The sequence below is a fragment of the Natronorubrum marinum genome (assembly GCF_052040125.1).
In the GTDB taxonomy this organism is placed as follows: domain Archaea; phylum Halobacteriota; class Halobacteria; order Halobacteriales; family Natrialbaceae; genus Natronorubrum.
In genome coordinates this window covers 812,072-830,879 of the sequence record NZ_JBPPFV010000001.1, presented here as the reverse complement: position 1 = coordinate 830,879, position 18,808 = coordinate 812,072, and the positions used below count along the sequence as shown (strand labels likewise).

The window sequence follows — 18,808 nt, the reverse complement described above, 5'->3', positions numbered from 1 at the left end:
CGAGTCGACGAGCGTATGCCCGCTACACGCCGCCGAGCACTGGTTGCCATCGCCGCAGCGGGCGGCGTCGCCGGGTGTACGGATCGGCTTTTCAGCGACGAGTCCGACGACATGTCGCCGGCTGACCGCCGCGTTGCTGCATCGTACGAACCGGACGCCGGCGAGTGGATCCGCTCGAGTCGCTCGTTCGCCAACGATCTGGTTTCCACCACGGCGCAACCGCCGCGGGACGAGCCGAGCGAACGGTGGGCCGCAGGGGACAGCGCCACCACCAGTATCGTCGTCGCCGACGGCGTCGTCTTCGCTGGTGGACGGACCGGTCTCGAAGCCCGACGGCTCGAGGACGGCGACCTTCGCTGGGACGACGACGAGAGCGTCGTTTTTCTCGCCGCGATCGACGGTCGGTGTTACGTCGCCAACAGCGAGGCACTCGTGGCTCTGGATGCCGAAACGGGCGACGTGGTGTGGCGGCACGAATTGGCCGACAACAGCCGGATTCGGTCGTTTCTCGAGGTCGAGGGAACGGTCTACTACACGGCCGACGGAGATCTACACGGCCTGCACGCTGACACCGGTGACCGCCGATGGACCGTCGACGGTAAGGGCCGGGACGGGACGCTCGCACTCGCTGACGGCACGCTTCACTGGACGACAATGCAGACACATCGGCTGCTCGAACCGGAAGGCGCCTCTCGACCGAGCGAGCGATCGACGATCCCCCTCGACGGGTACGATTCGCGCATCCGTCCCTTGGAGCCTGCGTTCGTCGACGGAACGATCGCTCTGGGCGGGTTCGACGAAGACTTCCGGCACGGGGCTCCCGTGAGATCACTCTCGTCACGGGGGACGATCTGGAGCCGTCCGTTCGAACCGTACGTTCCGACTCCCGCGATGGTCGGGAGTCGTCTGCTCGCCACCGGCTACGACAACAGGTCGAACGGCGGACTCGACGAAAGTACCGTCGCATCGTTCGACCTCGAGACCGGTGATCCCCACTGGGAGACGGCCGTTCCCGAACCGGTCGGCCCGCCCGCCGTCGCTAACGGAGTAATCTACACGGGCGGGGGCCACCCGAACAAGTCGGCGACCGAGACCGGACACCTGTTCGCACTCGAGGTCGAAACGGGCGACGTCCGCTGGGACATCGAAACCGACGGCGCCTCCGCCGGGCATCCGCTCGCGCTCGTCGACGACGTCGTCGTTCTCGGAACGAGAACGGGCGTGGTCGTCCTCGAGTAGCCGGCGAGTCTCACTGCCGGCCCGCACACGGGTTTTCGCTGGCAGCCCACCTTTCAACAGCGAGAGAGTCCCCGCCGTTTACGGCGTCCTCAGAAATCTCTGATTTCTGATGGGCCTCGCAAACCTTCGGTTTGCTCAACGGGCGGGAATCGCGTACGCTTTGTTACGTAACCGGCGTATTACGGCTGGCCAACTCCCCCAATCCTTATAATACTACACCACCACATGTGGTATGTGACATTGAAGCGTACCGCCTGCGTCAAACTCGCCATCCCGGACGACCGGCGGGACGACCTCAAACGGACGATGCTGACGTTCCGAGAGGTCGCCCAGCGGTTCGCAGATCGGGGCTGGGAACGCGACGAGGACGGCTACGTTATCACATCCAGAACGCGCCTGCAGTCACTCGTCTACAAACAAGTTCGCGAGGACACCGGTCTGCACTCGGACTTGTGCATCGGTGCGGTCAACCTCGCGGCCGACAGTCTTCGGAGTGCGGTCGAACGGATGAAGGCCGGCAAAAACGTCGGCAAACCGACGTTTACTGCGCCAACTGTAGAGTACAACACCAACGCGGTGTCGTACTTCACGGACGGCGACGAGCCGGGTTACTGCACGCTCGCGGCCTACGGCGGCCGGGTTCGTGCCGAGTTCGTCTATCCACCCGGCGAAGACTGCCCGCAAGCGCGGTATCTCGACACCGACGAGTGGAGGTCGAAGGGCGCGACACTGCACTACGACCGCGACGACGGCGAGTACTACCTCCACGTTACGGTAGAACACGACGAACCGGAAACGGAGTTGGGAGAGGCCGAGAACGGAACGGTTCTCGGCGTGGATTTAGGCGTGGAGAATATCGCTGTCATGAGCACGGGGACGTTCTACTCCGGCGGGCTGTTCAATCACCGCCGAGACGAGTACGAGCGAATCCGTGGATCGTTGCAACAGACTGGCACGGAGTCGGCACACCGAACCATCGACCAGATGGGAGACCGCGAACGGCGGTGGAACAACGACGTACTGCACCGAATCTCGAAGGCCATCGTCCAAGAGGCGATAGCGCACGACTGTTCTCACATCGCCTTCGAGGACCTCACCGATATTCGTGACCGAATGCCCGGCGAAAAGAAGTTTCACGGATGGGCGTTCCGTCAACTGTACGAGTACGTCGAGTACAAAGCCGCCGAGTTCGGCATCTCGACTACACAAGTCGATCCGGCGTACACGTCCCAACGCTGCTCGAAGTGTGGGACGACGCTCCGCGAGAACCGAACGTCACAAGCCGAGTTCTGTTGTCAGAAGTGTGGCTACGAGGTTCACGCGGACTACAACGCCGCGAAAAACGTTGCAACGAAACTACTCCGGTCGGGGCAGAAGTCTCCGTCCGGAGGGGCGACTAATCAACTCGCCCTGAAGTCGGGAACGCTGAACGGGAACGGCGAATTTACGCCTGCCTCTTCATAGGCCAGACCGGGAGTTCACCGACAAACGCCCGCCTTCAGGCCAGGGAAGTTGATACCACACGTCTTTTGTCCGCCCCCGTTCAAGCGAGGGCAACATGAGCGATTCCGCCGAGACGGGCGTCGACCCCGGGACCGACGCCGACACCGACGAGGGCGACGACGGCGGCCCGATGCAGGTCTCGAGTCCCGACTACCACAGCGAGAACCACACGGCCGCCCAGACCTGCGGCTGGACGGCCAACGCCTTACGCGGCGAGGGCAAGTGCTACAAGAACATCTACTACGGGATCGAGTCTCACCGCTGCATCCAGATGACGCCGGTCGTGCGGTGTAACGAACGCTGCGTCTTCTGCTGGCGCGACCACCAGGGCCACTCCTACGAGATGGACGACGTCGAGTGGGACGACCCCGAGGCGGTCGTCGACGCCTCGCTGAAACTCCAGAAGCGACTCCTCTCCGGCTTCGGCGGCAACGACGAGGTGCCCCGAGAGGTGTTCGAACAATCGATGGAGCCGCGCCACGTCGCGATTTCTCTGGACGGCGAACCGTCGCTTTACCCCTACCTGCCCGAACTCATCGACGCCTTCCACGACCGCGACATCACGACGTTCCTCGTCTCCAACGGCACTCGGCCCGAGGTGCTCCGGGAGTGCGATCCCACGCAACTGTACGTCAGCGTCGACGCCCCCGAACGCCACACCTTCGACGAAGTCGTCGGCGCGATGGAAGACGACGCCTGGGAGAAACTGCTCGAGACGATGGACGTCCTCGCCGAGAAAGACGAAACCCGAACGGTGCTTCGGACGACCCTCGTCAAGGGCGAGAACATGCACCATCCCGACTGGTACGCCGGCTTCTATCAGCAGGCCGATCCGGACTTTATCGAGATGAAGGCGTACATGCACGTCGGCCACTCGCGGGGCCGACTCGACCGCTCGGCGATGCCCGACCACGAGGAGGTCGTCGAGTTTACGGAACGGATCGGGGAGTACATGCCCGAGTTCACGGAAGTGAAAGACGTGCCAGCCTCCCGCGTCGCCTTGCTCTCCAAGACCAAAGACACCTGGGTGCCGAAACTGAAGAAGGACAGCGAGTTCTGGGAGCGCGATCCCGTCACCGGGGACTGATACGGTCTGTCGTAACGACTTACGCACCGATCGAAACGCCGTCCCGTGATCGGGTGTGCAGCGATGTTCAGTGGCTACGATAGTTTTGCGACTGAGAATCCGAATCGCCGAGCGAATCAACCGCCAGTCAGTCGCCGTACATCGGCGTCGACCGCTGTACGTCTCGCTCGAGGCGCTCGGCGTACTCGAGCCGAAGCTGTCGTGCCGTCTCCGAATCGACCGGTCCCTGCCCGTCGAGATCGTGTGAAATCGGCTCGTAAGCGTCGACGTCGAACCCCATTCGCTCGAGATACGACCGGACGGCATCCGACTCGAGACCGTCCCGAACTGCGTCGTTGACGTACTCGAGAACCGCGTCGAACTCGGGCAGCACGATCGTTTCGTCCTGGAGACCGCCGGTGTCCCCCTCGATACGCACCTCGACCTCGCCGAGCCGTTCGACGAGAGTAGCCGTCCGGTTGGCCAGTTGGACGACCTGACTCGGGAGGGCGCTGTCGGGAGACCGCCACTCGACCGTGGTAAACTTCTCGCGGAGTTGAACGGGGGTCCAGACTGCGCTTTCGGGGTCGAAGTTTGCCTCGACGGCCTGTCTGGCGACGCCGGCGTCGGTGGCTGCCGTGACGAACTCCTCGTACCGACGCTCGAGTCGTCGATTCCACTGGGTCTCGTCGTCGACGTAGGTCCACAGCCACCCCTGATGTGGGACGTCGTCGTAAGCCATCCAGCGGTACAGTTTCGAGCGGGCACCGGCAGCAAGGGGCTGATCGCGGTAAAACGGTGAGGAGTTGACCAACGCCAGTGCGGGATCGAGCGCGATGAGGGTATTCAACTGGTCGATCGCTCGCCCGGGCTGTTGTTCGACGTGGATGTGGGTTCCTGCACAGTGGCGAACGTACTGAAAGTTCTCGCCGACGACGCGGTTCTGGATCCGCGTCCGATCACATGGGAGTTCCCGAATCTCGTCGTGGGCCATCGGTGTCGCGAGCGGGACGAGTCCCTTCCCGAGTTCGTCGGCTCGTTCGAGAACAGCAGCGACTCGGTCGAACAGTTCATCCCGCAATTCCGTCGGTGTCTCGCAGGGTGTCGTCTTGATCTCGAGCAACGGCTCGACGAACTCCCGTTCGGCCCCTGGTGACGCGTCGACGAGTTGACCCGGTTCGGTTAACCGGCCCTTGCCGTCGATAACCCAATACTCGACCTCGATACTCCGCCGTATCCGTTCAGGATCGGGTGTCAACACGGTGATTGTGGTGTCGTGAAATCGGGTGTCCGCTCTCGCACAGTTCTGGTCGGGCTCCTTCACCGGACCGGTAGCACGTCATATGGCAACATGCAACATTATGGTATAAGAAATCTTCGAACAGTGAAGATACTGCTCAATATACTACATAGATAAGAACTACTAGCAGAGATAGATCCACGGTCTATTTCTATTGGCCACAAATAAACTACAAAACGCTAACCAGGCGTCAATAGAGGCTTCTGTCGTGGCGAGAACGCTTAAGATCGAGACGACAGAACGATCGACAGTGACGCTCCGATCGCTCATCGACGAAACTGAACCCGCAGCGGTGACGATCGCTGTTCTCGGCAGCGACGGGTCAGTCCCCCTCGAGGCCATGCTCACGGAGATGTTTGCAACGCAGTCAATCGACGTCGAGACGGGTGTTCAAGCCGAGGCAGCCGATCTTGCGGGATGGAACGGCCTCGAGGCGTACGATGCCAGCGAGGAAGCGATCGCAATTTTGCTCGATGAGGGCGTTCCAGTCGCTGCATCGTCGATGATGGAACTGTACGATGCGATACTCGCGATCAACTCGGATCTGTTCACCACGGGGGCTCGAGGACTCGGCGAGGTCGAGTTACCGGACGTGCTCGCGAGCCTCGAGGACACGCGCCTCCGACTTCGCGGCTATCCCCTCGCGCACAAAGAAAAGCTGCTGTTGATCCTCGTCTCTCGCTTTATCGAACAGGTAGCCTGGAAGACGGGTCAGGGAACGGTGCGGAGTTCGTTCCAGACACTTTCGCGGATCGACGACGAGGTCGGGACACGAGCGGTGTACGACGAACTATCGGCAACCGCTGTCGACGTCCACGTTTACGGCGTCGACGACGGAGAAGTCCCACCCAGTCTCGACGCGACCGTCCACGCCGGCTCGAACGCGGACTACCGAGACGGCTGGTTCGTCGTGTTTCGGCCCGATGATCCCGACTCGGCCGAGGCGTCGGCACTGGTCTGTCTCGAAACCGATCCTCGAATCTGGGACGGGTTCTGGACCACTGACCCGGACCGCGTCGCGGCGATCGAGGACGCGATCGCTCGAAGATTGTAATCGAATGCTACCGGTGGGTTTTTGCCTCGACTCCCCAAGGATGTGATACCGGCGATAAACGCTCGCCAACACCATCACATTTCTGTTACGCATGCCACATTCGGTATGCTTTTAGGTAGCTGTCCCATAGCCTCCGGTATGTCAGTGTCAGCCGAGTCTGCCGTCGGGCACGACGAACTCGCCGTGCTCAAACTGCTCGCGCTCGAGGGCGGCCTCGAGGGCGACGTCAAAATCTCCTGTTCTCACCTCGCGGATCGACTAAATGCGTCGAACCAGACCGCATCGCGGCGGCTTCAGCGCCTCGAGAGCGCCGACTTGCTCGAGCGCGATACCGTCAGCGACGGCCAGTGGGTCGCGATCACCGACGAGGGCGAGCGCGCGCTCCACGCCGAGTACGAGGACTACCGTCGCATCTTCGAGACGGACTCGGAGATCGAACTCGACGGCACCGTCACCAGCGGGATGGGCGAGGGCCGCCACTACATCTCCCTGCCGGGCTACATGCGACAGTTCGAGGAGCGTCTCGGCTACGAGCCGTTCCCCGGCACGCTGAACGTCGATCTGCGGGAGGACAGCGTCCGGCGACGCAGCGCCATCGCCTCGCTCGAGCCGGTCCCGATCGACGGCTGGGAGGACGACGAGCGCACCTACGGCCCGGCGGTCTGTCACCGGGCGACGATCGAGACGGCCGACGGCGAGCGCTACGAGGATGCGCACATCATCGCGCCCGAGCGAACCCACCACGACGAGGACCAACTCGAGGTCATCGCGCCGGACAAACTCCGCGAGGATCTCGGTCTCGAAGACGAGGATCACGTCACGGTCTACGTGGGTGATCGCCGATGACGGGCCACCACGCCGGCACGCGATCAAACGCCGGCGGGGACGACGGAACCGGTGCGACGGCGACGGCCGACTCGGTCGAAAACGCGCTGGACTCGCTCCGGGCCGGCGAACCGGTTCTCGTCCACGACGCGGCCGATCGAGAGGGAGAGACGGATCTGATCTACCACGCCGATAGCGTCACGCCCGAGGCCGTCGCTCGCCTGCGAAACGACGCCGGCGGGCTTGTCTGCGTCGCCCTCGGCCACGACCTCGCGGAAGCATTCGGCCTCCCGTTCTACACCGACGAGGTCGACCACCCCGCAAGCGGCGACCACGAACTCGGCTACGACGAGCGCTCGTCGTTCTCGCTGACGGTCAACCACCGCGACACCTACACCGGGATCACGGACAACGATCGGTCGCTGACGATCCAAGCGTTAGGCGCGGCAGCGAGCGCACCCGAGGAGACCGACTTCGCGGCGGAGTTCCGCGTGCCGGGGCACGTCCACCTGCTCAAGGCCGCGCCCGATCTCGTCGCCCAGCGCGAGGGGCACACCGAACTCGGCGTCGCCCTCGCCGAGGCCGCCGATCTCTCGCCCGCCGTCGTCGTCTGCGAGATGTTGGACGACGAAACCGGCGAAGCGCTGACCCCCGTCGACGCCCGGGCCTACGCGGACCGGCACGGCTTTCGCTATCTCGAGGGCAGCGAGGTTCTCGAACGACTCGGGTAGAGGCGTTGCGGATCGAACTGCGAATCAATCGTCGTCCAGTTCGGACGACGTCCGTTCAGTGTCTGTTTCAGTGCCGTTCGTCGGGCCGCTTCGGTAGACCGCGTACAGGATGAGTACGGCGATCGTAAAGTCGAGACCGTGTTCGACGAGGTGGTGTATCGTCATCGGGACGAGTCCGAAGGCGGTTCCGAGCCCGACGACCGACCGCGTGGCGAGCAGCCCCAGGACGATCGTTATCAGCAGATACCGAGTGGACCGCCGGCGCGAGTACGCGACGACGCCACAGCAAAAGAGGATCGTCGTCCCGACGACGGCGAGGACGAGCACGACGAGTAACACCGGGGCCAGCTGCGGATCCAGCCACGGGATGTCGAAGGGACTCGTGTGATCCATCTACACGACGGTACATCGGGATGACAGCTACCTATGTGCTTCGGTCGGCTCCGTCTCCCGCTCGGAGAATCCGTTCGACTCGACGAGACGGGTCATATGACCGGTTCTTACCTGTTGGGAACGAGCAAAAGCCGTTATCAGGTCTCCAGCGCTACTCGGAGATAGCAGCCATCGCTCGGTCACACGAGCGGTGAACACGGAAACAGATCGATTCCCATGAGCGACACTCGAGACCAAATCAGGGCCCACGTCCAAGCGAACGCCGGCATCCACTTCAACGAACTCGTCAGAGAGTCGGCGTACGCGCCGGGACAGATCCAGTATCACATCCGCCGACTGATCGACGCTGGCGACCTCGTCCGCGAGGAATGCTACGGCCAGACGCACTACTATCCGCCGGCGTACGACGCGTGGGAACGCGGTGGGCTGGCGCTGTTCCGCCGCGAAACGGTCCGGGAGATCGTCGTCTACCTGATCGAACACGAGCCGTGTCGACCCGCCACGGTCGCCGACGACCTCGGGATCGCCCGGAGCACGCTCGAGTACCACCTCGATCACCTAGTCGAGCGCGAGATCGTCGACAAGACCTACGACAAGCGCAATCACGTCACGCTCTCGCTCGCGAATCCGGAGCGTACCGCGCCGCTGCTCTCGGACGTGACCCCGACGGTTCCCGACCGACTGGTCGACCGGTTCACCCGACTCGTCGACGGCTTGCTCGAGGGACCCTCGAAGTCTGGGTCGACGTAATCGTCGGCGCGACGATTCGGATCGAGAATCGTTGCCGGCCGAACCGTCGAACCGTCGAACGCGGCTTCTCGAGCGAGATCCGCGGAGCGGTACCGCCGTTTCAGCTCTTTCTGTTCCGGAACTGGATGCCTTCGACGGCGACTGCAACCGTACCCGCGATCACGGTCGCGACGGCACCGAACTCGAGTACTGTTTGAAGCGGCGACGCCTCGTCAGCGGAGTCGTGGTCTGCGTGGTCGTCCGCTCCGTAATCGTGATCGCCTCCATCGTCGGGGGCTGCGTGATCGCGGTCGTCCGCACCGGGCTCGTGTTCGTCTTCGGCGTGCTCGTCGGCGGGAAGCGCGGTCACGTCGATCCACTCACTGACGTAGGACCCGCCTGGTGCACCGGTGACGCGAAGCTCCCACTCGCCCGCGTCGGGAAGCGGCTGGACCGTCGCGTAGGTGCCGTCGTCGGTCTTCTCGAGTTCGACTTCGATCTCCGTGTCGTCCCCGCCGCTCGCCAGCAACCGAACGGGTTGCTCGGATTCGACCGGGGAGCCGTCCTCGAGGAAGGCGACCTCGAAGACGATCGGTTCGTCCGTTCGAAGCTCGAACGACTCGTCGGTCGACTCGTTGGCGGCCGGGAGCGCCGTCACCTCGACGAGCACGTCGTCGTACTCGTACTCGATGGTCGCTTCGATCGGGTCGTCGCCGTCTACACCCGCGACCGCGGCCGTCGGTGCGGACGTGAGCAGCCCCGAGAGCAACAGGACGACGACCAGCAGCGTGACCTCGAGACGGACGGCTCGGTCGATCCGCGCGATTGTCAACTGCCGGCCACTCCGATCCCGTCCGCCGTCCGTACTCGCCGGGCGCGAACCGTCGACCGTCTCCGTCGGGGGAGCCGACTCGAGTCGGCCCAGCAGAACGTACCGGGTGAGGCCGCCGAGCGCGAGCGCGGCGGCGGCGAGGACCAGTTTCGAAGCCAGGACGAGGCCGTAGAACGTGTCCGCGAGACCGCTGGCGGTCGGCACGTGCCACGACGCCAGGACGAACCCCGTCCCGACGACAAACGTGACGCCGACGAGCGCGAGGATCGAGAACCGGCGGATCGTCCCCGCGAGCAAGACGGGACGGTCCTCGGGGTGTGCGTTCCGAACCGTCGGCACGACGACGAACGCGAGGACGGCCAGCCCGCCGACCCAGAGGCCGGCGCCGACGATGTGGACGAAATCGACGACTGTGCCGCTCAGCCGATCGATCGCGGTTGCTGAGTGACTCGTCCACGCGATCGTTCCCGCGACGGCCAGCGCCCCGACGAGCGTTCCGGCCAGCGCTCCGCGTCGCGGGAGGCGCCCGCGAGCTAGCGCCCCCACGATCCCGGCGACACCGATGGCGAGAGCCACTTGCACGATCCAGGCCTGCCCGAGCGGCGTTTCCGTGAACTGGGCCATCGTCTCCGCTGAGAGCGACCCGAGTGCCGTGGCCCGGGCGAGTCCGAGCGCGATTGCGCCCAGAACCGCGAGTCCGGCAGCGCCGGCGAGGAGTCTGCCGATGCGTTCGTCGACCCGTTTTCGGTGTGGGGTGTCCGCTCGAGTGAACACTGGACCGACTGCGACGGCCGCGACCGCCGGAATCCCGATCAGCCCGACGACGCCGACGAGCAACAGCGCCTTCGCCCCCGTCTCGAACGGCGGGACCGTTTCATCTTCCTCGCCCTCGCCTCCCTCTTCGTAGGCCTCGAGAACGGCGTCGCGATCGAGCGGTTCGTCGCCGACGGCGAAGAAGAACGAGCCGGCGGTGGTGTGGCCGTCGTCGGCGAGTATCTCCCAGTCGACGGTGTACATCCCGTCCTCGCCGCCGGCGTCGTCGATCGGCACGCGGACGATCTGATTGTCCTCGTCGTCGATCTCGGGCTCGCTCGAGACCGGTTCACCGTCCGGGCCCTCGACGACGATGTCGGCGTTGACGATGCCGTCACCCGAGAAGTAGAGGGTGACCTCCTCGGGCACGTCGTCGAGCTGTTCGCCGTTTCCGGGATCGGAATCGCTCAGGTAGGCGTGGGCCGCGACCGGGGTGGCGACGAGTCCGACCGCGAGCGCCGTCACGACGAGCGCGACGAGCACCGACGCGAGCACCGACGTCCGAGGGGGCGGACCGCCGCCGTCGACCGACGGTGTCGTGTCCATCGGTTAGCGGAGGTTTCCGGTGTATCCGCCGCCGGAGTCGCCGACGAACTGCACCGTGTCGACGCCCTCCTCGACCTCGACGTGATCGACGAGTTCCTGGGCTTCCATGTCGACGATCGCGACGATCCCGTCGTCGTCCGCGGGCGAAATGAAGTAGCCGCCGCCAGCCACGCCGCTACGGTGGAGGAACGGTGCACCCTCGGGACGAACGATGTCCCCGATGTCGACCGTCTCGACGATCTCGAGTTCATCGACGTCGATGATCGACGCCTGATCGGTCTGCGTGTGGGCGGTGAAGGCGTAGAGCGCGCCGTCTTCGGCCTCGTGATAGCGGAGGGCGTCCGGCCCCTCGTCGACGTCGACGACGCCGTGTTCCTCGCTCTCTTCGCTCGTCGCGTCGAGGAACCGGATGCTGTTGCCGTCCAGGATGCCGAGCACCGTCTCGTCGGGCGAGAGGTACATGCCGCCCGCGAAGTCGAGGTAATCGACGACCTCGTCGGTCTCGGTGTCGACGACGGCGGTCTCGTCACCGTGCTCGAAGTACGCGAGGCCCGTCTCGGGGGCGTAAGCCTTGTAGTGCGTTCCCTCGTCCTCGTTCTCGAGTTCGACGGAGTCGGTCCGTTCGTACGCCTCGAGGTCGATGATCAGCGCCGCGGGGTCGTTGACGTTCGTCGCGTACCCCATCGAGCCGAGGTCCTCGTGGTAGAGCAGTTTGCCGTGGCCCTCGTTCTCGAGGCCAGACTCGACGATCTCCGCAACCTCGTGGGAGTCGGTGTCGATGACGTAGAACGTCCCTTCCTCGTCGCTGTGGGCCCACATTTCGTCGTCGTTCGGGTGGTACATGTGCGTCGGATCCGGGCCGACGTCGACTTCGTCGACGATCTCGCGGCTTTCGGTGTCGATGACGAGCACCTGGGAGGGCGAGTCCCGGATGACGTAGATCTCGCTGTAGTCGGCCGTGATCCGCGGATCGCCCCACCCCTCGTCCTCGAGTCCGTCGGTGATTTCGTCGACGACCTCTCCTTCCTCGGGATCGATGATCGCGATCGTGTTCGGCGCGAACGCGTAAATGAATCCCTCGCTCCCCTCACCGTTCGAGTCGTCGCCGTTCGGGTCGTCGTCGGTCCCGTCGTCGTCACTGCCATCGTCGTCCCCTCCGACGCAGCCAGCGAGAGCGATCGCAGAACTTCCAGCAACGACCTGTACGAACCGTCGTCGATCGAGCGAACCGTTCATATCCGATCGAATGGCCGCGATCGTATAGCCCATTTTGGTCCGGCAGCCGAAACCGTGTCACCGGTAGGCGTGAAGTCCGCTGTTCCTCGCGCTGGCCGATCGGCTACCACGCTGGTCGACGGATATCCATCGTATCTACCGGCTACTTCGGACGCGGCACCTTCCGCTTCGATCCCATCGATCGATTTCGATTTGAAAATCGCGAACACTTAGTACGGTGGCTTTCAACACTCTCGACCATGGGATTCGATGAGATGGACGTCGACACGATCTGGATGGACGGCGAGTTCGTCGACTGGGACGACGCCCAGGTCCACGTGTTGACCCACGGACTTCACTACGGCAGCGGCGTCTTCGAGGGAGCCCGGTGTTACGACACCGAGGAAGGGCCGGCGATCTTCCGCTGGGAGGAGCACTTAGAACGGCTCTTCCAGTCGGCAAAGCCCTACGAGATGGACATCGACTACACCGTCGAGGAACTCACCGAGGCGACCAAGGAACTCATCACGAGTCAGGATCTCGAGTCCTGTTACATCCGCCCCGTCGCCTTCTACGGCTACAACTCCCTCGGCGTCAGTCCGAAGGACTGTCCGACGAGAACGGCCATCGCGGTCTGGCCATGGGGCACGTATCTCGGCGAAGAGGCTCTGGAAGAGGGAATCGACGTGATGATCTCCTCGTGGCGGAAACACGCCTCGAGTCAGGTTCCGACGAACGCGAAGACGACGGGACTCTACGTCAACAGCATGCTCGCGGGCGAGGAGGCCCGCCGAAACGGCTACGCGGAGGCCATCGTCCTGAACAAGGAGGGCAACGTCGCGGAAGGCCCTGGCGAGAACATCTTCCTCGTGCGCGACGGCGAGATCCACACGCCCGGGCTCTCGGAGTCGATCCTCGACGGCATCACCCGCGACACCGTGATCGAGATCGCAGAGGACCTCGGCTACACCGTCCACGACAGCGTCTCGATCTCCCGCGGCGAACTCAACACGGCCGACGAACTGTTCTTCACCGGCTCCGCGGCCGAGGTGACCCCCATCCGGAAGGTCGACAACGTCGTCATCGGCGACGGCTCCCGCGGCCCCGTCACCGAGGACATCCAGCAGCGCTTCTTCGACGTCGTCGAGCGCCGAACCGACGCCTACGACGAGTGGTTCGAGTACGTCTGAGCTGACGGTTCGATCGTTGGTATCGGTGTCTCGACTTTCTTGACGATGATTCTCGAGTCGGTCTCGAACTGCTTTCCGTCGGCGGCTGTGCTCGGCGAACGCGTTGCTCACTCGCTACGCAAAGTGAATATCTATTATGATCAGAAGGATTATTTCTTTTCATGTCAATAGTTTATCTATGGTTGGCGACAGGAAGGATACAAAACCGCCCGACGAAGAGGAGGAGAAAGAAGGGAAGTATGACAAATACATTGATAGAATATTGGATGTTTTCAGTATATTTTAGCAGGAGCTGCCGCAGAGTTCTGCATCACTACTTTCCGCTGATAATCTCATTGTCGCACTCTCGAGCCGCACCTAATTCCATCCTTGAGCACGATTCCAGCGACCCGTCGCTTTCGTAGCGTTTTTGCCGGTTGTCGGGAAACGACGGGTATGACTACCTGCCCCTGGGACGATTGGAACCACATTCTCAAGATCGATCCCGACAAGGAACTCCCCGAGGGCGTCACGTACGGCGATCTCTGTGCGACCGGCACCGACGCGATCGAAGTCGGCGGCACCATGGGCATCACCGAGGAGAACATGGAAGCCGTCGTCGACGCCTGCGCCGAACACGACGTGCCGCTGTATCAGGAGCCTTCGAGTCCCGACGTCGTCATCGACAACCGGGCGCTCGAGGGGTATCTCATCCCGTCCGTTTTCAACGCCGGCTCGCCGTTCTGGATCACGGGCGCGCACAAGGAGTGGGTCCGACTCGATAACGGTCTCGACTGGGATCGAACCTGGACCGAGGCGTACATCGTGATGAACCCCGACGCCGACGTCGCGACGTACACCGAGGCCGACTGCGATCTCGACGCCGACGACGTCGCGGCCTACGCCCAAATCGCCGAACGCATGTTCGGCCAGGAGATCGTTTACGTCGAGTACTCCGGGACGTTCGGCGACGAGAAAATCGTCGAAGCGGCAGGCGAGGCGACCGAGGAGGCGACGTTGTTCTACGGCGGCGGCATCCACGACTACGACTCGGCCGCGACGATGGCCCGACACGCCGACGTGATCGTCGTCGGCGACCTCGCGCACGACGAGGGCGTCGAGGCCGTCCACGAGACGGTCGCGGCGGCGAACGACGCCTGAAGACGAGCGCTACTTTTCGACGAGGGCTCGAATCTCCGGCAGCACGTCGGTAACGTCCTCGCGGACGACCACGTCCGCCGAACCGTCGATCGGCGTCGACTCGAGGTTGACGATGCCGACGGTTGCGCCTGACGACGTAGCGAGTCGGGGCAACGATGCTGCGGGTTCGACCACCAGCGAGGAGCCGATGGCGAGGAAGACATCGCTCTCCTGGGCGAGCGAACGGGCGCGCTGGATAACCGCGCCGGACAACTGCTCGCCGAAGAGGACGACGTCGGGTTTGTAGACGCCGCCGCAGTCACAGGTCGGGGGCAGTTCGCCGTCGGCGGCGCGCTCGAAGATCGAATCGCCGTCCGCGCGTTTTCCACAATCGATACAGCGCACTCGCTGGGAGTTGCCGTGGAGCTCGAGAATGGTCGTTTCGTCCGTGCCCCCTTCTCTCGCTGATGTGGCTGCTTCGCCGTGCAATCCGTCCGTGTTCTGCGTTAGAATGGCCTCGAGGGACCCGTCCCGTCCCAGTTCGGCCAGCGCCTCGTGGGCCGCGTTCGGTTCGTACTCCTCGTCGAACATCACCCGTTGCAGTTCGACACGGTCCGCCCAGAAGCCCACCGGATCGCGCTGAAACCGGCCGTACGTGAACTGTCCCTCGTCGAACTTCTCCCAGACGCCGTCGTCGCCGCGGAACGTCGGGACGCCGGAGGGTTGGGAGATCCCCGCTCCCGTGAAGGCGACGACGGTTGCTGCATCGCGGATATCGTCGGCGAGTCGCTCGAGGTCGTCCATATCGGAGGGTCGGACTGCAGACTCAAAACTCGTTGTGGTGGTGATGAACTGCGAAAAACACATATGCATAGAATAAAAAATGTAGAGACACAGATGGGGAGTAAGACAGTGAGCCTCAAGGACGAAACGTACCGGCGGCTCAACAGAGAAAAGCGGGACGGCGAAAGCTTCAGTGATACAATCGACCGTCTGCTCGTTGCGGACGAAACGAATCCGCTTCGGGAGCTCATCGGACTCGTCGATGAAGACGAACTCGAGAACGTTCGGACACGTTCGAACGAGTTCCGAGAAAATGTGAATAGCCGATTCGGTAGCGGCGAACGAGTTGACGAGGACCAGTAAATGGTTCTGTTGGACAGCTGTTTTTTCATAGATCTCTTCGCAGAAGACGCCGCTGCGATCGCAAAACTGGACGAATTCAGTTGGCAAGAGGCGTCGGTATCTACGCTTACCGTTTCGGAAGTTGGGTTCGGACTCTCGGACACTGAGCGAGAACGGTTCGAGACGATCGTTCAACGAGTGGACGTTCTTCCATACGGGCTTACCGAGTCACGGCGAGCACTGAAAGAACAACGAGTGCTCCGTAAACAGGGAGAGCAGATCGGTGCTATCGACGTAATGATTGCAGCGACAGCGCTCGAGGCCAATAAAGCCGTCGTCACTAGGAACGTCGATGCGTTTCAGCGGACGAGTGCCACGGTAACACCCTACTGAATTCCGCTAGCGTTCAGCCGGACTCGAACGATTGCGCTTAAGTTCCGGCGACCGGAATCGGATGGTATGCAGGACAGAATTCACACTGCCGACGCCGAGCCGGGCGACGACGCGACCGTCGCCGGCTGGGTTCACGAGATCCGAGACCTTGGCGGGATTGCCTTCCTGATTCTCCGAGACAGCTCCGGCAAGATCCAGGTCAAGTTCGAGAAAGACGACATGGACGAGGAGCTCGTCGAGACGGGGCTGGGCGTCTCTCGAGAGAGCGTCGTCAAAGTCACCGGCGCGGTCGAAGAGGAGCCGCGCGCGCCGACGGGCGTCGAGATCACGCCCGAGGAAGTCGAGGTCGTCGCACCGGCCGACCCCGAACTGCCGCTCGATCCCTCCGGAAAGGTCGACGCCGAACTCTCGACGCGCCTCGACAACCGCACGCTCGATCTCCGCAAGGCGGAGGTGCAGGCCATCTTCGAGATCCGCGCGGAGATCATGCGCGCCGTCCGCGAGCAGTTCCGCGCGTTCGACTGTACCGAGATCAACACGCCGAAGATCGTCGCCACGGGGACCGAAGGCGGCACCGAGCTCTTCCCGATCACCTACTTCGGCGAGGAGGCCTTCATGAACCAGTCGCCGCAGCTGTTCAAACAGCTCATCGCGGGCTCGAACGTCGAGCGCGTCTTCGAGATCGGGCCGATCTTCCGCGCCGAAGAGCACAACACGCCGCGGCACCTGAACGAGGCCACCTCGATCGACTTCGAGGGTGCCTTTTGCGACCAGAACGACGCGATGGACGTCGTCGAGGGCGTCGTCACGGCGGCCTACGAGGCCATTCAGGAGAACTGTAGCGACGAACTCGAGGCGCTCGGCCTCGAAGACGAGTTCGAGGTCCCCGACGAGGCGTTCCCGCGGCTCAGCTACGAGGAGGCCATCGAGCGCATCAACGCGACGGGCGAACTCGACGAGCAACTCGTCTGGGGCGACGACCTGCCGACTGAGGGCGAGAAGGCCCTCGGCGACGACGTCGGCGGCCACTACTTTATCACCGACTGGCCAAGCGAGATCAAGCCGTTCTACATCAAGGATCACGACGACGACGAGCAGCTCTCGACCGGTTTCGATCTGATGCACCCGCGGATGGAACTCGTCTCCGGCGGACAGCGCGAACACCGCCACGAGCACCTGATCGAAGGCTTCGAACAGCAGGGGCTCGACCCCGACCAGTTCGAGTACTACACGAAGATGTTCAAGTACGGGATGCCACCGCACGCCGGCTTCGGCCTCGGCGGCGAGCGGCTCGTGATGACGATTCTCGGCCTGGACAACATTCGAGAGGCGGTTCTCTTCCCGCGAGACCGGCAGCGGCTGAGCCCGTAACGGGCTCGCCGCTGACCGGCGAGTGGGAGTTCGCGGGACCTGCGGTCCCGCGTTATTCCCGAGAGATCGCCAGCGTTTGTCGCCGTAGACGAGGACGCGACTGGTAGGAGCGTCCTCGAAGACGCGAGCGGGAGCAAAGCGACACGCGAGTGGCGACAAACCTGGGAGCCAGCAAGACGAACGAAGTGAGTCTTGCAAGACCGACAGCGACTCTCGCCGGAGGCGACGGACTCGAGTCGGGATAACTCGAGCGAAAAATTCGATTTTTCGAGCGCGTTCGCGTTTACGGCCTATCGAAGACGCTACGTGCGAGCGATGTGGACGGTGCTCGAGGAAGCGGCGGGGCCGTTACCACCAGCCCCAGCCGTCGTCATCGTCAACGTCGACGCCGGCTGCTTCGGCGAGATCGGCACCGACCGCCTCGTCGCCCAGGAAGCCCAGGTGACTCGAGACGCTGTCGGTCACGTCGACGTCCGTGTAGTTGTCCGCCGTGTCACCCGGACAGCCCGCGCCGTCGTTACCCAGTGCGGCACCGAAGAAGCCACCGTAGGCTGCACCGACCGTCGAGTCGTTGTTCGAGTGGTAGTTGCGGACCTCGGACGCGTTCGCCGCGATGCCGTCGTACCAGTTGTCGCTGAACAGTCCGTCGCTGCCCTCGCAGACCATGTCGCCGTCGGCTGCGGCTCCGAGCGGTGCGACGGTTTCGATTTCGTAGTCGTCGTCCATGTGATTGACAGTCTCGAGAACGACGCGGCCACCCAGCGAGTGACCGATGAGTCGAAGGTTTCCGCCGCCGTTGTCGTAGAACTCCTCGACCATCTCGGCGAGTTCCTCGCCGACGTCTTCGGTCTCGCTCTCGGCGGCCGGGAAGTTGATCGTCGTCGCGTCCCACTCGATGGCGACATACTCGTCGGCCTCGTAGCCGACGTCTTCCATCGAGGTCGCGACGTCTGCCGCCTGACTCGAAACGGTCGAGTCGCCGAACCAGCCGTGGACGAAGACGAACACTTCGTCACCGACGGGAATCGATGGCGTTGGGCTGATTCCGAAGACGCTATCCCCGACCTCGAGAACCTCGATGTCCCAACTCGAAACGGCGGTGGCCGAACTGGACGACGCGGCCAGGCCCGCTGTGCCGACGATGGCCGCACCGGTTCCTTTCAGCATCGTTCGTCGGCTCGGCGTCGTCGATTCGTCTGCTTCGCGCGGTGAGTCGTTGTCTGTCATCGACAGTGTATCGTTCTCCGAGTCGAATATTCATTTTACTTGCTCAGTAACGAATCTATTTATATGCTAGTAGGTGTTAGTGTTAGCATAGATGTTAAATATTACTTCCAATGGTTTGGTAATCAATTATCGAGAGA

Annotated in this window: 18 protein-coding genes; 12 read left to right on the top strand and 6 right to left on the bottom strand. The window is 63.1% G+C overall.

The genetic code is table 11. The features are described from left to right. Positions 1–15: 15 nt before the first annotated feature. From ACSFC5_RS04260 to twy1, 3 genes are all read left to right on the top strand, one after another. The gene (locus ACSFC5_RS04260) at positions 16–1,239 is read left to right on the top strand and encodes an outer membrane protein assembly factor BamB family protein (RefSeq protein WP_440764006.1); all 1,224 of its coding nucleotides are present in this window, start codon (positions 16–18) and stop codon (positions 1,237–1,239) included. Positions 1,240–1,473: 234 nt separating this feature from the next. Continuing rightward, positions 1,474–2,703: an RNA-guided endonuclease InsQ/TnpB family protein gene (locus ACSFC5_RS04255; RefSeq protein WP_440764005.1), complete on the top strand. Its 1,230-nt coding sequence runs from the start codon at positions 1,474–1,476 to the stop codon at positions 2,701–2,703. Between the two features lie 94 nt (positions 2,704–2,797). Beyond that, entirely contained in the window at positions 2,798–3,829 is a 1,032-nt protein-coding gene (gene twy1 / locus ACSFC5_RS04250) for a 4-demethylwyosine synthase TYW1 (RefSeq protein ID WP_440764004.1), read from the top strand. A gap of 127 nt (positions 3,830–3,956) precedes the next feature. On the opposite strand, the gene ACSFC5_RS04245 is transcribed toward twy1, so the two are convergent. Further along, positions 3,957–5,066: a glutamate-cysteine ligase family protein gene (locus ACSFC5_RS04245; RefSeq protein WP_440765020.1), complete on the bottom strand. Its 1,110-nt coding sequence runs from the start codon at positions 5,064–5,066 to the stop codon at positions 3,957–3,959. Between the two features lie 292 nt (positions 5,067–5,358). On the opposite strand from ACSFC5_RS04245, the gene ACSFC5_RS04240 reads away from it, so the two are divergent. The 3 genes from ACSFC5_RS04240 to ribB all read left to right on the top strand — a co-directional run bounded on the left by ACSFC5_RS04240 (position 5,359) and on the right by ribB (position 7,718). Beyond that, positions 5,359–6,162 (top strand): DICT sensory domain-containing protein, encoded by an 804-nt coding sequence (locus tag ACSFC5_RS04240; RefSeq protein WP_440764003.1) that lies wholly within the window; start codon positions 5,359–5,361, stop codon positions 6,160–6,162. A gap of 138 nt (positions 6,163–6,300) precedes the next feature. After that, positions 6,301–7,008 carry a DUF120 domain-containing protein gene (locus ACSFC5_RS04235; RefSeq protein ID WP_440764002.1) on the top strand — a complete coding sequence of 236 codons (708 nt, stop codon included), beginning with the start codon at positions 6,301–6,303 and terminating at the stop codon, positions 7,006–7,008. Further along, positions 7,005–7,718: a 3,4-dihydroxy-2-butanone-4-phosphate synthase gene (ribB, locus tag ACSFC5_RS04230; protein WP_440764001.1), complete on the top strand. Its 714-nt coding sequence runs from the start codon at positions 7,005–7,007 to the stop codon at positions 7,716–7,718. Before ACSFC5_RS04235 ends, ribB begins: the two co-directional genes overlap by 4 nt. A gap of 24 nt (positions 7,719–7,742) precedes the next feature. On the opposite strand, the gene ACSFC5_RS04225 is transcribed toward ribB, so the two are convergent. After that, entirely contained in the window at positions 7,743–8,111 is a 369-nt protein-coding gene (locus ACSFC5_RS04225) for a DUF7471 family protein (RefSeq protein WP_440764000.1), read from the bottom strand. Positions 8,112–8,327: 216 nt separating this feature from the next. Here ACSFC5_RS04225 and ACSFC5_RS04220 point away from each other — a divergent pair, with 216 nt between their 5' ends. After that, entirely contained in the window at positions 8,328–8,861 is a 534-nt protein-coding gene (locus ACSFC5_RS04220) for a winged helix-turn-helix transcriptional regulator (protein ID WP_440763999.1), read from the top strand. Between the two features lie 100 nt (positions 8,862–8,961). On the opposite strand, the gene ACSFC5_RS04215 is transcribed toward ACSFC5_RS04220, so the two are convergent. Both ACSFC5_RS04215 and ACSFC5_RS04210 read right to left on the bottom strand, forming a co-directional pair. After that, complete coding sequence (locus ACSFC5_RS04215; RefSeq protein WP_440763998.1) at positions 8,962–11,031, bottom strand: copper resistance CopC/CopD family protein; 2,070 nt, start codon at positions 11,029–11,031, stop codon at positions 8,962–8,964. A gap of 3 nt (positions 11,032–11,034) precedes the next feature. Further along, complete coding sequence (locus ACSFC5_RS04210; protein ID WP_440763997.1) at positions 11,035–12,267, bottom strand: beta-propeller fold lactonase family protein; 1,233 nt, start codon at positions 12,265–12,267, stop codon at positions 11,035–11,037. A 239-nt stretch (positions 12,268–12,506) separates the two neighbouring features. Here ACSFC5_RS04210 and ACSFC5_RS04205 point away from each other — a divergent pair, with 239 nt between their 5' ends. After that, positions 12,507–13,436 carry a branched-chain amino acid transaminase gene (locus ACSFC5_RS04205; protein WP_440763996.1) on the top strand — a complete coding sequence of 310 codons (930 nt, stop codon included), beginning with the start codon at positions 12,507–12,509 and terminating at the stop codon, positions 13,434–13,436. Between the two features lie 435 nt (positions 13,437–13,871). Then, the gene (locus ACSFC5_RS04200; RefSeq protein ID WP_440763995.1) at positions 13,872–14,576 is read left to right on the top strand and encodes a phosphoglycerol geranylgeranyltransferase; all 705 of its coding nucleotides are present in this window, start codon (positions 13,872–13,874) and stop codon (positions 14,574–14,576) included. A gap of 9 nt (positions 14,577–14,585) precedes the next feature. On the opposite strand, the gene ACSFC5_RS04195 is transcribed toward ACSFC5_RS04200, so the two are convergent. After that, positions 14,586–15,359 (bottom strand): SIR2 family NAD-dependent protein deacylase, encoded by a 774-nt coding sequence (locus ACSFC5_RS04195; RefSeq protein ID WP_440763994.1) that lies wholly within the window; start codon positions 15,357–15,359, stop codon positions 14,586–14,588. Between the two features lie 93 nt (positions 15,360–15,452). Between ACSFC5_RS04195 and ACSFC5_RS04190 the strand changes: the two genes are divergently transcribed. The 3 genes from ACSFC5_RS04190 to aspS all read left to right on the top strand — a co-directional run bounded on the left by ACSFC5_RS04190 (position 15,453) and on the right by aspS (position 17,444). After that, on the top strand, positions 15,453–15,701 hold the full coding sequence (locus tag ACSFC5_RS04190) for an antitoxin VapB family protein (protein WP_440763993.1): 249 nt from the start codon (positions 15,453–15,455) through the stop codon (positions 15,699–15,701). Then, entirely contained in the window at positions 15,702–16,073 is a 372-nt protein-coding gene (locus tag ACSFC5_RS04185; RefSeq protein WP_440763992.1) for a type II toxin-antitoxin system VapC family toxin, read from the top strand. A gap of 66 nt (positions 16,074–16,139) precedes the next feature. Then, positions 16,140–17,444 carry an aspartate--tRNA(Asn) ligase gene (aspS, locus tag ACSFC5_RS04180; protein WP_440763991.1) on the top strand — a complete coding sequence of 435 codons (1,305 nt, stop codon included), beginning with the start codon at positions 16,140–16,142 and terminating at the stop codon, positions 17,442–17,444. Positions 17,445–17,792: 348 nt separating this feature from the next. On the opposite strand, the gene ACSFC5_RS04175 is transcribed toward aspS, so the two are convergent. Continuing rightward, positions 17,793–18,671, bottom strand: a complete 879-nt coding sequence (locus tag ACSFC5_RS04175; RefSeq protein WP_440763990.1) for a lipase/acyltransferase domain-containing protein — start codon at positions 18,669–18,671, stop codon at positions 17,793–17,795. Positions 18,672–18,808: the final 137 nt, after the last annotated feature.

Bases quoted from the DNA above. Each gene is read 5' to 3' on its own strand.
- ACSFC5_RS04260 (WP_440764006.1), top strand. From the start codon at position 16: ATGCCCGCTACACGCCGCCGAGCACTGGTTGCCATCGCCGCAGCGGGC.
- twy1 (WP_440764004.1), top strand. From the start codon at position 2,798: ATGAGCGATTCCGCCGAGACGGGCGTCGACCCCGGGACCGACGCCGAC.
- ACSFC5_RS04235 (WP_440764002.1), top strand. From the start codon at position 6,301: ATGTCAGTGTCAGCCGAGTCTGCCGTCGGGCACGACGAACTCGCCGTG.
- ribB (WP_440764001.1), top strand. From the start codon at position 7,005: ATGACGGGCCACCACGCCGGCACGCGATCAAACGCCGGCGGGGACGAC.
- ACSFC5_RS04225 (WP_440764000.1), bottom strand. From the start codon at position 8,111: ATGGATCACACGAGTCCCTTCGACATCCCGTGGCTGGATCCGCAGCTG.
- ACSFC5_RS04220 (WP_440763999.1), top strand. From the start codon at position 8,328: ATGAGCGACACTCGAGACCAAATCAGGGCCCACGTCCAAGCGAACGCC.
- ACSFC5_RS04215 (WP_440763998.1), bottom strand. From the start codon at position 11,031: ATGGACACGACACCGTCGGTCGACGGCGGCGGTCCGCCCCCTCGGACG.
- ACSFC5_RS04210 (WP_440763997.1), bottom strand. From the start codon at position 12,267: ATGAACGGTTCGCTCGATCGACGACGGTTCGTACAGGTCGTTGCTGGA.
- ACSFC5_RS04205 (WP_440763996.1), top strand. From the start codon at position 12,507: ATGGGATTCGATGAGATGGACGTCGACACGATCTGGATGGACGGCGAG.
- ACSFC5_RS04200 (WP_440763995.1), top strand. From the start codon at position 13,872: ATGACTACCTGCCCCTGGGACGATTGGAACCACATTCTCAAGATCGAT.
- ACSFC5_RS04195 (WP_440763994.1), bottom strand. From the start codon at position 15,359: ATGGACGACCTCGAGCGACTCGCCGACGATATCCGCGATGCAGCAACC.
- ACSFC5_RS04190 (WP_440763993.1), top strand. From the start codon at position 15,453: ATGGGGAGTAAGACAGTGAGCCTCAAGGACGAAACGTACCGGCGGCTC.
- ACSFC5_RS04185 (WP_440763992.1), top strand. From the start codon at position 15,702: ATGGTTCTGTTGGACAGCTGTTTTTTCATAGATCTCTTCGCAGAAGAC.
- aspS (WP_440763991.1), top strand. From the start codon at position 16,140: ATGCAGGACAGAATTCACACTGCCGACGCCGAGCCGGGCGACGACGCG.
- ACSFC5_RS04175 (WP_440763990.1), bottom strand. From the start codon at position 18,671: ATGACAGACAACGACTCACCGCGCGAAGCAGACGAATCGACGACGCCG.